The 12,727-nt window shown below is 54.0% G+C and carries 11 protein-coding genes; 2 read left to right on the top strand and 9 right to left on the bottom strand.

Going from position 1 to position 12,727, the window contains the following annotated elements:
- Positions 1 to 76: 76 nt before the first annotated feature.
- A complete protein-coding gene (ngg, locus tag PVA39_RS11665; RefSeq protein WP_274124180.1) occupies positions 77 to 1,819 on the top strand; it encodes an N-acetylglutaminylglutamine synthetase in 1,743 nt (580 codons plus the stop codon).
- Between the two features lie 344 nt (positions 1,820 to 2,163).
- Positions 2,164 to 3,357, top strand: a complete 1,194-nt coding sequence (locus tag PVA39_RS11660; protein ID WP_027905115.1) for an osmoprotectant NAGGN system M42 family peptidase — start codon at positions 2,164 to 2,166, stop codon at positions 3,355 to 3,357.
- 111 nt (positions 3,358 to 3,468) lie between these two features.
- On the opposite strand, the gene PVA39_RS11655 is transcribed toward PVA39_RS11660, so the two are convergent.
- The 9 genes from PVA39_RS11655 to PVA39_RS11615 all read right to left on the bottom strand — a co-directional run bounded on the left by PVA39_RS11655 (position 3,469) and on the right by PVA39_RS11615 (position 12,727).
- Positions 3,469 to 5,466 carry a polysaccharide biosynthesis protein gene (locus PVA39_RS11655; protein ID WP_274124179.1) on the bottom strand — a complete coding sequence of 666 codons (1,998 nt, stop codon included), beginning with the start codon at positions 5,464 to 5,466 and terminating at the stop codon, positions 3,469 to 3,471.
- A gap of 90 nt (positions 5,467 to 5,556) precedes the next feature.
- On the bottom strand, positions 5,557 to 6,108 hold the full coding sequence (locus PVA39_RS11650; protein ID WP_274124178.1) for a sugar transferase: 552 nt from the start codon (positions 6,106 to 6,108) through the stop codon (positions 5,557 to 5,559).
- Positions 6,109 to 6,131: 23 nt separating this feature from the next.
- Positions 6,132 to 7,085 (bottom strand): NAD-dependent epimerase/dehydratase family protein, encoded by a 954-nt coding sequence (locus PVA39_RS11645; RefSeq protein ID WP_274124177.1) that lies wholly within the window; start codon positions 7,083 to 7,085, stop codon positions 6,132 to 6,134.
- On the bottom strand, positions 7,069 to 8,010 hold the full coding sequence (locus tag PVA39_RS11640) for a glycosyltransferase (protein WP_337993284.1): 942 nt from the start codon (positions 8,008 to 8,010) through the stop codon (positions 7,069 to 7,071). Before PVA39_RS11640 ends, PVA39_RS11645 begins: the two co-directional genes overlap by 17 nt.
- Positions 8,007 to 8,798, bottom strand: coding sequence for a glycosyltransferase family 2 protein (locus PVA39_RS11635; protein ID WP_274124176.1), 792 nt, complete (start codon positions 8,796 to 8,798; stop codon positions 8,007 to 8,009). The genes PVA39_RS11640 and PVA39_RS11635 overlap by 4 nt, the downstream gene beginning before the upstream one ends.
- Positions 8,799 to 8,870: 72 nt before the next feature.
- Positions 8,871 to 9,614 (bottom strand): glycosyltransferase, encoded by a 744-nt coding sequence (locus tag PVA39_RS11630; protein WP_274124175.1) that lies wholly within the window; start codon positions 9,612 to 9,614, stop codon positions 8,871 to 8,873.
- The gene (locus PVA39_RS11625) at positions 9,607 to 10,572 is read right to left on the bottom strand and encodes a GDP-L-fucose synthase family protein (protein WP_274124174.1); all 966 of its coding nucleotides are present in this window, start codon (positions 10,570 to 10,572) and stop codon (positions 9,607 to 9,609) included. Before PVA39_RS11625 ends, PVA39_RS11630 begins: the two co-directional genes overlap by 8 nt.
- A gap of 2 nt (positions 10,573 to 10,574) precedes the next feature.
- Positions 10,575 to 11,744 (bottom strand): GDP-mannose 4,6-dehydratase, encoded by a 1,170-nt coding sequence (gene gmd, locus PVA39_RS11620; RefSeq protein ID WP_274124287.1) that lies wholly within the window; start codon positions 11,742 to 11,744, stop codon positions 10,575 to 10,577.
- Between the two features lie 14 nt (positions 11,745 to 11,758).
- The gene (locus PVA39_RS11615; RefSeq protein ID WP_274124173.1) at positions 11,759 to 12,727 is read right to left on the bottom strand and encodes a glycosyltransferase family 2 protein; all 969 of its coding nucleotides are present in this window, start codon (positions 12,725 to 12,727) and stop codon (positions 11,759 to 11,761) included.

Genomic DNA, 12,727 nt, shown 5'->3' with positions numbered 1-12,727 from the left:
CCTCGCTACGGACAAAAACACAGGCCAATCGATAGCCGGTAAAGCCGGCCATGCGCAAGCAAAGGAACACTCTTCAATGCGAGCCACTGCCCACAACCAACGCCTTCTTCGGGGCCAGTCCCCCTCCTACGAGCGCCTGCAGGCGCGATTTGCCGAAGAGCATGGTGACGGCATCAGCCAACCGCAAATCGTCCACTGTGGCTGGGGCCGACTGCTGATCGGCCATACCTTTCCGGACGCCGCAGTACTAGCCGAAGAGCTGCTCAGCGAGCAACCCGGCGAACGTGATATCGCACTCTACGTCGCGGCGCCACAGCAGGTCCTCGCCCACGCCCCGCAGCAACTGTTTCTCGACCCCTCGGATACGCTGCGCCTGTGGTTCAGCGACTACCGGCAAGCACGCCGCGGTTTTCGCGGTTTTCGTGTACGTCGCGCGCACACCGAGGCCGACTGGCAGGCAATCAACTGCCTCTACCAGACCCGCGGCATGCTGCCGCTGGATCCAGAAAAACTCACCCCGCGTCACCAGGGCGGCCCCGTCTACTGGCTGGCGGAAGATGAAGACAGCGGCGCGGTGATCGGCAGCGTAATGGGCCTCAATCACCAGAAGGCCTACCAGGACCCTGAGCTGGGTAGCAGCCTCTGGTGCCTGGCCGTCGACCCGGCCTGCAGCCGCCCTGGCGTGGGTGAAGTGTTGGTGCGTCACCTGATCGAGCACTTCATGAGCCGCGGCCTCAGCCACCTCGACCTGTCGGTGCTGCACGATAACGATCAGGCCAAGAAGCTGTACGCCAAACTGGGTTTTCGTGAGCTGCAGACCTTCAGCGTCAAGCGCAAGAACGGCATCAACCAGACGCTGTTTCTCGGCCCAGGCCCAGACGATGAACTTAACCCCTACGCACGCATCATCGTCGACGAAGCCCGGCGACGCGGCATCGATGCGCAGATCGACGATGCCGAGGCTGGCCTGTTCACCCTGAGCCAGGGCGGCCGCCGCATTCGTTGCCGCGAGTCGCTGACCGACCTGACCAGCGCTGTGACCATGACCCTCTGTCAGGACAAGCGCCTGACCCATCGCACCCTCAGCCGTGCTGGCCTGAGCCTCCCCGCACAGCGCCTGGCCGGTAGCGCCGAGGAAAACGCTGCGTTTCTGGCCGAGCACGGCAGCCTGGTGGTCAAGCCGGTGGATGGTGAGCAAGGCCAGGGCGTTGCCGTTGACCTGCGTACGCCTGCCGATGTGCAGGCCGCCATCGAACGCGCCCGCCCGTTCGACGAGCGCGTCTTACTGGAGAGCTACCACGAAGGCTTCGACCTGCGCATCGTGGTCATCGGTTTCGAAGTGGTTGCCGCCGCGATCCGTCGCCCAGCGGAAATCCTCGGTGATGGCCGCCATACCATTGGCGAGCTGATTGACGCGCAAAGCCGCCGTCGTCAGGCAGCCACCGGCGGCGAGAGCCGTATTCCCAAGGATGCCGAAACCCTGCGCACCCTACATGCCGCTGGCTGTGACTACGACACGGTATTGCCCCAGGGCAAACGCATGGCCGTGCGCAAAACCGCCAACCTACATACTGGCGGGATTCTTGAGGACGTCACCGGCATCCTCCACCCAACCCTTGCCGATGCCGCCGTCAAAGCTGCCCGTGCGCTGGATATCCCGGTGGTCGGCCTCGACCTGCTGGTGCCGGCAGCGGATCAGCCCGAGTACGTGTTCATCGAAGCTAATGAGCGCGCGGGCTTGGCCAACCACGAGCCGCAACCGACCGCAGAGCGATTTATCGATCTGCTGTTCCCGCTGAGCCATGGCGTAGGGGATTGATCGAAGCTTGTCAGCACCGCTGGTGACTATCCCATTCGCCGCGGGGCGCGGCTCCTACACGATCGTATTCAGCCCACCGCCCGCGTAGGAGCGCCGCCCCGGCGCGAAAAATTGCGGCCTGGCTGCGTTTACAGCGTTGTAGCAACCATTCGCCGCGGGGCGCAGCTCCTACGCGATTGCAAGCAACACACCATGCGGCGCGAAACAAACCCATCCCTGAAACCCTAAAGAGAAATACAGGTCAGGATGTAACAGAGCACGAATTTTAGTCCGTCGCCAGGCGTCACCCAGTCACCGCAGACAGACGTCGCCCGGCGGCCCGCCCCGTCCCAGATGGAGAGCCCATGTCGCAAATTCCAGAACCCGATCTCGAATACATGCAGAAAGTCCTGCTGGAAATGCTCGCCATTCCCAGCCCTACCGGTTTCACCGACACCATCGTGCGCTACGTTGCAGAGCGGCTGACCGAAATCGGCATCCCCTTCGAAATGACCCGGCGCGGCACTATTCGCGGCACCCTAAAAGGCCGTCGCGACAGCCCCGACCGCGCGGTTTCCGTGCACCTGGACACCATCGGCGCCATGGTGCGCGAGATCAAGGACAATGGCCGGCTGTGCCTGACCGCTGTTGGCTGCTGGTCCAGCCGCTTTGCCGAAGGCAGCCGGGTTAGCGTATTCAGCGACCACGGCGTGTATCGCGGCAGCGTGCTGCCCCTCCTGGCTTCCGGACACGCCTTCAATACCGAAGTGGATCAGATGCCGATTTCCTGGGATCACGTCGAATTGCGCCTCGACGCCCTGGTAGCCAGCCGCGCCGACTGTGAAAGCCTGGGGATTTCCGTCGGCGACTTCGTGGCCTTCGACCCGCTGCCCGAGTTCACCGAAAGCGGCCATATCAGCGCCCGCCATCTGGACGACAAGGCCGGCGTTGCCGCCCTGCTCGCCGCACTCAAGGCGGTGGTGGAAAGCGGCCAGGAGCCTCCCATCGACTGCCACCCACTGTTCACCATTACCGAAGAAGTCGGCTCCGGAGCAGCAGCAGCACTGCCTTGGGACGTGAGTGAATTCGTTGGCATCGACATCGCCCCGGTCGCCGCCGGTCAGCGCTCCACCGAGCACACCGTCAGCGTAGCCATGCACGACTCCGGCGGCCCTTACGACTATCACCTGTCCCGCCAACTGCTGCGCTTGGCCAGCGAAAACGAAATCCCGGTGCGCCGCGACCTTTTCCGCTACTACCACAGCGACGCCCAGTCCGCCGTCACCGCCGGCCACGACATCCGCACCGCGCTGATCGCCTTCGGCTGCGACGCCACCCACGGCTACGAACGCACTCACATCGACAGCCTTGCCGCCCTCTCCCGCCTGCTCGGCGCCTACCTGCTCAGCCCGCCAGTATTCGCGAGCGATGCGCAACCGGAAAACGGCTCGCTGGAGCGCTTCAGTCATCAGCTGGAACATGACGCGCAGATGGAGCCCGAAACACGGGTACCGACAGTGGATAGTTTGGTGGGCAATCGGGAAAAAGAGGATAAATAAGAGAAATAAGGCGCCTACAAAATCCTTGCGGGCGCCTTATTATTTGGACTTCAATTAACCAAGTTTCACTAGCGGCAAATTTTGAATACCGCTAACTAAGTGTAAGTAGAGTCAGTCCAAAGGTTTCCGAACCGAACGACGCAGATGCATCCAGTCGACAATTTCGCCTTCTGGCGCATAACCGCAAACCGTTTGCCGCAGCAACTGACGTACACGATCATAATCATCCTGTTCTACGGCGCTGAGCAGCCGAGATATAACCTCCTTGAAGGTCTCCCAAGGCAAATGCTCTTCATTGGCTCGCATGATCATCGGATGCTCGGTCGGGATTACGTTGTCACCTATAAGTAGTTCTTCGTATAACTTCTCGCCCGGACGCAAACCCGTGTACTCGATGCAGATATCACCCTTGGGATTGGCATCGGAGCAGACACTCAAGCCGGTCAGGTGAATCATTTTCTCCGCCAGTTCGGCGATCTTCACTGGCTGGCCCATATCCAGCACGAAAACATCACCGCCCTGCCCCATGGAACCGGCTTGAATCACCAGTTGCGCAGCTTCAGGGATGGTCATGAAGTATCGCGTGATATTCGGATGGGTAACCGTTACTGGGCCACCAACCTTGATCTGCTCGCGGAACAATGGGATGACAGATCCTGAGGAGCCCAGCACATTACCGAATCGCACCATGGTAAAGCGGGTTTTATTGACCTGACGCACACCTGATTCATCGCCGAACAACAGAGGAGCAGGCTGGCGACTGAGTGCCTGCAGGACCATTTCGGCCAAGCGCTTGGTGCTGCCCATGACATTGGTGGGGCGCACCGCCTTATCCGTCGAAATCAGAACAAAATTGGCGACTCCAGCCTGAACGGCAGCCTGCGCCGTATTCAGAGTTCCGACGACATTATTCAGCACACCCTCCGCCACGTTGTGCTCGACGATCGGTACATGTTTGTAAGCAGCCGCGTGATAGACCGTATTCACCCGCCAGGCCTGCAGAATAGTGAGCAGACGCTCGGCATTACGAATCGAACCCAGCACAGGCACAAGGCGAATAGGCAGTGACTCACGCTGAACACGCTGGTGCAGCTCACTGTGAATACTGTAAAGATTGAATTCGCTGTGCTCGAGCAGTAACAACGTACGGGCACCACTGGTCAGAATCTGACGGCACAACTCTGAGCCAATAGAACCGCCAGCACCCGTCACCAAGACCACCTGACCCCTGATGCAACGCTCAAACAGATCCTGGCGCGGTGGTACGGCATCACGCCCCAGAAGATCAGCGATATCGACTTCCTGAATATCCTCGACCTTCACTCGCCCACTGGCTAGATCGGTGAAACCGGGAACGCTACGAACATGCAATGCATAAGGCTCGAGCGCATCAAGAATCTCGCGTCGGCGGGCGCGAGAAATCGACGGCATGGCTAAAAGAATCTCGCCTGCGCCAGTCTCATCGATCATCTGCTGAATACTTGTGGGCGAATAAACCCTCAATCCTGCAATGATCCGATTGGCAAGGCCTGCATCATCATCCACGAAGGCAACCGCCCTCATGCTACGCCCCAAGCGTAAAGCAGCTACCAATTGGTTACCCGCTGTGCCTGCACCATAGATAGCAACCCGAGGTATACCGGCCCCCATGTCATGTTGCCGCGTCACCGGCTCGAGCCAGGACCCAATAAAAAACTGACGCATTACAAGGCGCAGGCCACCTAGCAACAGCAGGCTCAGCCACCAGTAATTGAAAACCATGGACCGCGGTACCAGTGCTGTTGGGCCACGGTACCAATAGACAGCAAGTGCCAGCACCAATGCAGAAAGAGACACGGCTTTTGCGATGGTGATGAGCGCATCACTACCTACATAACGCATCACCGCACGGTACATGCCCAAACGAATGAAAATCGGCAACGCGATCAGCGGCGCGAGGATAAACAACCAGCCATGTCCGGAAACGGGTTTGGCGGCATCAATTTCGCCCAGGCGGATAGCAAATGACAGCCAGAGTGCAATCCATATGAGGATAGTATCGGCCAGCAGCTGCAAGAGGCGCTTCTGCCCCCGGGACATGCTGACCATAAACTGACGCACAACCTTCATCCTCATCCCTCAGATTACTTTGATGTAACTTCCAAAATAGAGTACTGCCACTGCTAGGCGCAGCGCTGCAGCGATACTCAAACGTCAGCCTCAATGCACAACACGGTCACCAGCACCTCGACCCAATGCAGTCTGCAGAATCAACGTAAAGTAGAGAGAAATCGACAGTGACCGAATCATCTTCTGATCAGTCTCGGCAAGCAAAGCGGGCGTAGACATATCTATACCCCGAACTTGAGCCAACCCAGTGATTCCAGGGCGAACGCTATACACACCACGAGCAGTCCGCTCGGCAATCAATTCGTCCTGATTTAACAGGTTAGGCCGAGGCCCGACCAAACTCATTTCACCCTTGAGCACATTCCATAGCTGTGGCAACTCATCGAGCTTGCTCTTGCGCAAGAAAGCGCCCAAGCGAGTAATAGAAGCGCGGGATGCCAAATGGGTCGCAACGGAGGCAGTATCTACACCCATAGTTCGAAACTTGACCAAGGTGAAGGGGCGCTTATAACGCCCCACGCGTGTCTGCCGGAACAAAGGATCCCCTGTATCCAGCAAGCCGAGGATGTAAATCACAATCAATACAGGGAGGCCAACGAGCAACCCCAGCAGGGCGAAGGCGATATCTAAAACACGAATCACAAAACCAGACCTCTAAAAGCCAATCAACCCAAGGGCGAGAAACAACGCCTCAGCCCCTCTTCAACCGTGAAAGGCGGTTGCCAATCCAGTGTCTCGCACGTGTGCGAAATGTCTACCTGCAGCGAGCCGAGCAGACGCTGAGCCATTGCCTTACGCCCCAACAAGGTCGCGCCAAGCTGCAGAGCTGCGCCAGGCACGGGAATCAACCGCGCCGGTTTTTCCATGGCCTCACCTACTAAACGCAGGAGCTCGCTGGTAGAAAGAGCACGACCGTCACCCGCCAGAAAAACATTGTTGGCAGCAGAGGGATGGTCAACGCAGCGAACGATCAGATCGACGAGGTTATCGATACCTATCAGCGAACGACGATTGTGGACTGCCCCGAGCGGTAGCGGAATCCCTTGACCAATCCAGCGAACCAGACTGCTAAAGTTGCCCGGAGCATTAGAGCCATAGACCAAAGGTGGCCGGATGATCACCACCTCCATGCCGGTTTCCTGCTGCACACGCCAAAGCCCTTGCTCAGCCTCCCACTTGGATTGGGCATAGGGCTCTACCGGTTGCGCTGGGTCCTGCGCAGTATATGGCCGAACATTGGCATTGCCGTTAACGCCGATTGAACTGATGAAAACGAACCGCTTCACGCCGGCCGCAGCCGCTTGGCGGGCAAGCGCCAAAGTCCCATCAACATTGACCCTACGCAGCCATGCCAGCTGCTCGGCTGTGTGAACCTTGCGTATATGAGCTACTGCTGCAGTATGCACAACGGCCTGGGCTCCTTGCAGAGGCACAGACCAGTTGGTAGCGCCCCCCATCGAACCAACAGTCACGACATCGACATCCGGAGCGAATTGCTTCCCTCGGGTACGGACGGACGCGACCACCGTCCAACGGGGCTCCGTAACCAGACGGGCAATAAGCGCCGAGCCAATAAAACCCGCAGCGCCGGTGACCAGAAGCCTAGCGCATTCCGCCATTATCGGGCCCTCTCAGCATGAGCAGCCAACAAATCAGCAAAAAGAACATCTTGTCACGCACTCGGCGTCTGCAGTGCCAGGCACGGAGGGACAAACCGAACAGTCCAGGACGGAATGAAGTGTCCAGACGAAATATCAATGGCAGTTCCCTTGCTTGAAGAATGCTAGCCTGCAAGCGAACCTGGGACAGCCACCAGCCACTGTAGATCTGCTTGAGCCTTGATCGTAGCGCTTTAGTCCCGGTATTGGCGCCAAATTGATTGTGCGCGTGCTGCCGATATAGCATCGACGGCTCTGAATCGATATACCAGCTATAGCCTTTGCTACGGGCGAACGCATAGCAAAACCAATCATGCAACGCGACTTCCTCTATACGCTCTCGATGAGCAAGCACGCATTGTTTTATCGCCTTTGCCAATCGAGCCGTCATCACGTAAGTACAGCCTGGCCCAGCAGCCTCAAAATAGTAATCCCATTTCATCTGTGGCTGAGACTTATTCACTAGAGTGCGGCGCCCATCGGGCCATAACGCGGTAACATTCGTTGAGTATCCGTCACAACTGCGCGACTGGAGATGGTAATGAGCACGTTGGAGCTTGTTTGGCAGCCAGATGTCATCCTGGTCGGCAAATGCGATGTAGTCGAACGATTCAAAATTGACGTCACACAATAACCGGAAAAAGTTTTTTGCCGCCCCTCCAAATACCTCGCCGTACCTCAGCGGCACGATCCTTGAGTCACTATCTGCAACACTACATACCCACTCATATGTACCATCGTTCGACCTGTCGACGCTTACATATAACGTGACATCCACACCGTCCTGACTAAGGATCGACTCGAGCTGCTCCGACAGCCATTGCATGCCATTGTATGCAGCAAGTAAAACCGCTACCCGCTGCAATGGCTGATCAATAGAACTCACGAGGAAACCTTTCTGAGGAAAACAAAAAACGACCTGATCGGAAACTTGATCATTTCACATGAGAAGGCAAGAAGATAATCGAAAAGCGGCATTTTCCGTTCTTTGCGCAACCCCCTCAACACGTCGAGATACCCCTCATGCATTAGACGAACCGATGCAGTTAATCCTGATTCTCCGATAGCGGGTTTGAAACCTCCTGCCAACTCGCGATTTAGTAATATATGATTTCCATTGCGCAGGTTCTCATACCAGCATAAGTAGTCTTCCATCCGCCGATAACGGATATCGAATGGAATGAACCCCTCCTTTCTCACCATGACTGTCGGTGTAAAAATCGGGTTTCCATAAATGAAACGATATTTACTAATAAGACTGCCGGATAGGGGCGCCTCACTCGAAAAAGGTCGCACCTGCAGGTCTGCAATATAGCCGTGAGATGTAAGACAGACCGGGTTTTGCTGCATGAATCCATATTGGATCCGCACCTTGTCGGGATGCCAAACATCATCCGAATCGAGAAAGGCTATATAAGATGAAGAAGCGCTGGCAACCCCCAAATTGCGCGCATTGGCAGGCCCACAATTGGCATCCAGCAAAATTAAAACAATCTCTAATGAAGATCTATAACTATCTACCAAATGCACCAACGCTTCAGAATCACTACTGGCATCATCGACAATTATCAACTCGCGAACCGGCATACTCTGCGCAATGATACTTTCAATACTGCGACCGACTGTGGTCAGCGCGTTAAAAAAAGGAATAACAACTGAAACGTCAGCGCGCACACATACTCCCTAACTCACCGCAATCAAACTGTCACGATCAACAAACGATGAAAGACTCGCACTCCGCATAAATCACTGCCTACGAATGAGTCGAGGGGTATTCTTCAGTAACCGCAGCATAAATAATAAAATTTGTGCCGGTCGCCACTCAAATTGCATTTGAATGCGAAAAAACTCGGTCATCGCACCTAACAGGTCATTAGAGCTGACTCCGTCATCACCAAATTTGCCTGCGTAAAACTCGGCTACATACACGCTCGCGCCATGCTTTACTGCTCGCAATATGAAAAGCTGATCTGCGGCAATAGGATAAGCCCGAGAGTAAAAACCTACGCCGGGCCGCTCATGAAGCAACTTTTTATATATCGACCCGACTGCATGAGCCGTGACGAAAGCCATCTGCCCTCTCAACCAGGACTGGCCAGCTGGGCGTCCCCTTGAGGCAGCACCAATCGATACAGCAGCAGTAATAATATCGGCATTGCTTTCGGCAGCCCAAAACTTATAACTCGCAATCGCATCGGGAGCTAGAATGTCATCTGCACCAATTACCAAATAGTAATCACCCGAGCAAAGCTTCACTGCTTTATTTAACGCATCATAAATACCAAAATCAGGTTCTGACCGATAAACCAAGCGTACATCCGTGACCTGCTCAAGCAGTTCGACTGTACCATCTGTCGACATCGCATCCATTACTACCCACTCAAAATCCGAATCAGTTTGAGCACGCAGCGAGGCCAACAGCTGCGGCAATACTTCGGCGGCATTATAAGTAGCAGTAACGACACTAAGTGTGGGCTTTAAGTCAGGCATGGCGAGCCTCCGAGAAAGCCTCGTAGGCATATCTTAAGCCTGAATCCAAGGTAACCTCCGGCTTCCAGCCTAATGCTGTCAGCTTTGCACTGCTCATGAGCTTGCGAGGTACCCCGTCAGGTTTGTTCACGTCGAAGAACAAATCTCCACAATATCCAACAGTCTGAGCGACTAGCTTAGCAACCTCGAAAATACTGTAATCCCTATCGCTCCCTACGTTTATATGCGAGCACATTGGAGTTACGACCGCTTTCCAATGATCCGGAGAGAGATTCATGACATGCACGCTGGCTGCAGCCATATCATCAACATAAAGAAACTCCCGGCGGGGTGCTCTACTGCCCCATACCATGACCTCGGCGTCGCCCTTCAACTTAGCGTCATGGAAACGGCGAATAAGTGCAGGAAGCACATGGCTGTTTTCCGGGTGATAGTTATCACCCGGACCGTACAGATTGGTCGACATTACGCTTCGATAGTCGCAACCATACTGACGATTATAACTTTCACACAACTTGACACCTGCAATTTTGGCAATTGCGTAAGATTCATTTGTCGACTCCAGCGGACCAGTCAATAAGGCCTGCTCCGCCATCGGTTGTTCGGCATACTTGGGGTATATGCAGGATGATCCCAAGAACAGCAGCTTCTGCACACCATTGATATGCGCAGACTGAATGACATTCGCCTCAATCATCAGATTTTCATAGATGAAATCAGCTGGATAGGTGTTATTGGCGTGTATACCGCCGACACGAGCAGCTGCCAGGTAGACTTGATCGATGCGGTTAGCACAAAAGAAACGCTGTACCGCTGCCTGATCGAGCAAATTCAGCTCTTCGCGTGGAGCAGTCAAAACACGCTGGTAGCCTAACGCCTTCAGGCGACGCACAATCGCAGAGCCGACCATGCCGCGATGGCCAGCAACGAAGATTACTTGGTTGAGATCCCGCACCACACTCAGTTCTCCACAGACACGGGCACATCATGGCCGTATTGCTTGAGCAAGGCGTGACGTTGAGCAACCTTCAAATCCTCGTGCACCATCTCGGCACACATCTCCTGCGCGGTTATTTCGGGTACCCAGCCTAGCTTCTGCTTGGCTTTGGCAGGATCACCCAATAAGGTTTCTACCTCCGCTGGACGGAAATACCGGGGATCAATACGCACTACCACGTCACCCACGCTGAGGGCGGGTGCCTTATTACCCTCGACAGCCTCGATCAAGGCAATCTCATCAACCCCTTGCCCCTCGAAACGCAGCGTGATGCCGAGCTCTGCAGCAGACCACATGATGAACTGCCGCACGGAATACTGAACACCGGTTGCAATCACAAAATCTTCCGGTTGTTCCTGCTGCAGCATCATCCACTGCATACGGACGTAATCCTTCGCATGCCCCCAATCACGTAACGCATCCATGTTTCCCATGTAAAGGCACTTTTCCAGCCCCTGGGCAATATTCGCCAGGCCTCGGGTGATCTTACGCGTCACGAAGGTCTCACCGCGACGTGGAGACTCATGATTGAAAAGGATGCCGTTACAAGCATACATACCGTATGCCTCGCGATAATTCACGGTAATCCAGTAAGCATATAGCTTGGCTACGGCATAAGGAGAGCGGGGATAAAACGGTGTCGTCTCCTTTTGAGGCGTTTCTTGAACCAGCCCATACAACTCAGAGGTAGAGGCTTGGTAAAAGCGAGTTTTTTTCTCCAGTCCTAAGAGACGGATTGCCTCCAAAATGCGCAAGGTACCCATGGCATCAACGTCGGCGGTGTACTCCGGAGACTCGAAGCTGACGGCTACGTGAGATTGCGCGCCCAGATTGTAGACCTCGTCCGGCTGAACCTCTTGCAGAATACGGGTGATGTTGGACGAATCGGTCAAGTCACCATAATGTAAAACGAAGTTTTGATGTTCGACATGGGGATCTTGATAGATATGGTCAACCCGCTGGGTATTGAAAAAGGAAGCACGACGTTTGATACCGTGAACCTGGTAACCTTTTTGCAACAGAAGTTCAGCGAGGTAGGAACCATCCTGACCAGTAACACCGGTGATGAGTGCTTTTTTCACTATAAACCTGTCACATTGTATAATTTTAGTTGGGTGTAAAAAATCGCACATAAAAGCCGTTAAAATCACTGCCTACCAAACCCAAGACTTCGGAATATTTTTCTTATTATCCGCCATGGGAGACGAACTCCTCTCTTTAACACAGGAATCAGAACAGTACGAAGGTTTAAACTGATGTTAGAACTAAAAAAGTCCTGGACACTACTAAACCCATATTTTCTGTGGTCAGGGTATTTCCTCAGCAAAGACCAAACACTAAAAACAACTTCCCCCATCAAATCTTTGCAATAACGCTCCACATAATAAGCCCTAACAAGTGCATAGTGAAGCGGTATCTTTCCATCGGTTGAGGAAACGGTAATTGAACCAAGGTGCGAACGAAAGAAAGCAAGTGGTTTATTTACAAAACCAAAAAGAGGGTATTTGTTTGCTGTCAGCAGAAACAAAAGCAAGTCATTCCCAATTGCATGCATCGAAAAGTCGCTTCCAACTTTATTTTCGATATTTAGCAATAAGTTATTTCTAATATCAGACATTCTGAATATTGCACATCCAGGAGAAACTGGCACATCACGGTCTAATAGAGCCAACCTTAAGTATTTCAAACTCGGGTAGTGCCCTGTCTGACCTATCGAATAAACCGCTCGACCGTCACTTGGACTATCAGTGAAGATTTTTACACCAGAGTATACGAACCCTGTATTTTCATCCATTAACGCCATACACTCCTCCAAAAACTCCGGGGAGATTAGATCGTCAGACCAAAGAATTTTTCCATACTCCCCAGTTGCTTCCTCGATACAACGCAGCCAATTCCTGACAGGCCCAAGATTAGATTTATTCCGAAAAGCTTTTATACGAACATCATTTCTTGCGAACTCTTGAATAATCTCCCAGGTATTATCCGTGCTCGCATTATCAACAACAACGACCTCTACAAAAGCATAAGTCTGACAAAGCGCAGCTCTAAGAGTTTCGGCTATTATTGTCTCACGATTGAATACCGGAACTAGAATTGACACCAACAAAGACAT

The sequence above is a fragment of the Pseudomonas sp. CNPSo 3701 genome (assembly GCF_028674975.1).
Taxonomy (GTDB): domain Bacteria; phylum Pseudomonadota; class Gammaproteobacteria; order Pseudomonadales; family Pseudomonadaceae; genus Aquipseudomonas; species Aquipseudomonas straminea.
Note: the sequence above shows the minus strand (reverse complement) of the source record. Positions and strands in the feature narration are given on the sequence as shown.

Bases quoted from the DNA above. Each gene is read 5' to 3' on its own strand.
- gmd (WP_274124287.1), bottom strand. From the start codon at position 11,744: ATGTGCGATTTTTTACACCCAACTAAAATTATACAATGTGACAGGTTT.
- PVA39_RS11660 (WP_027905115.1), top strand. From the start codon at position 2,164: ATGTCGCAAATTCCAGAACCCGATCTCGAATACATGCAGAAAGTCCTG.
- PVA39_RS11645 (WP_274124177.1), bottom strand. From the start codon at position 7,085: ATGGCGGAATGCGCTAGGCTTCTGGTCACCGGCGCTGCGGGTTTTATT.
- ngg (WP_274124180.1), top strand. From the start codon at position 77: ATGCGAGCCACTGCCCACAACCAACGCCTTCTTCGGGGCCAGTCCCCC.
- PVA39_RS11655 (WP_274124179.1), bottom strand. From the start codon at position 5,466: ATGAAGGTTGTGCGTCAGTTTATGGTCAGCATGTCCCGGGGGCAGAAG.
- PVA39_RS11615 (WP_274124173.1), bottom strand. From the start codon at position 12,727: ATGTCTTTGTTGGTGTCAATTCTAGTTCCGGTATTCAATCGTGAGACA.
- PVA39_RS11630 (WP_274124175.1), bottom strand. From the start codon at position 9,614: ATGCCTGACTTAAAGCCCACACTTAGTGTCGTTACTGCTACTTATAAT.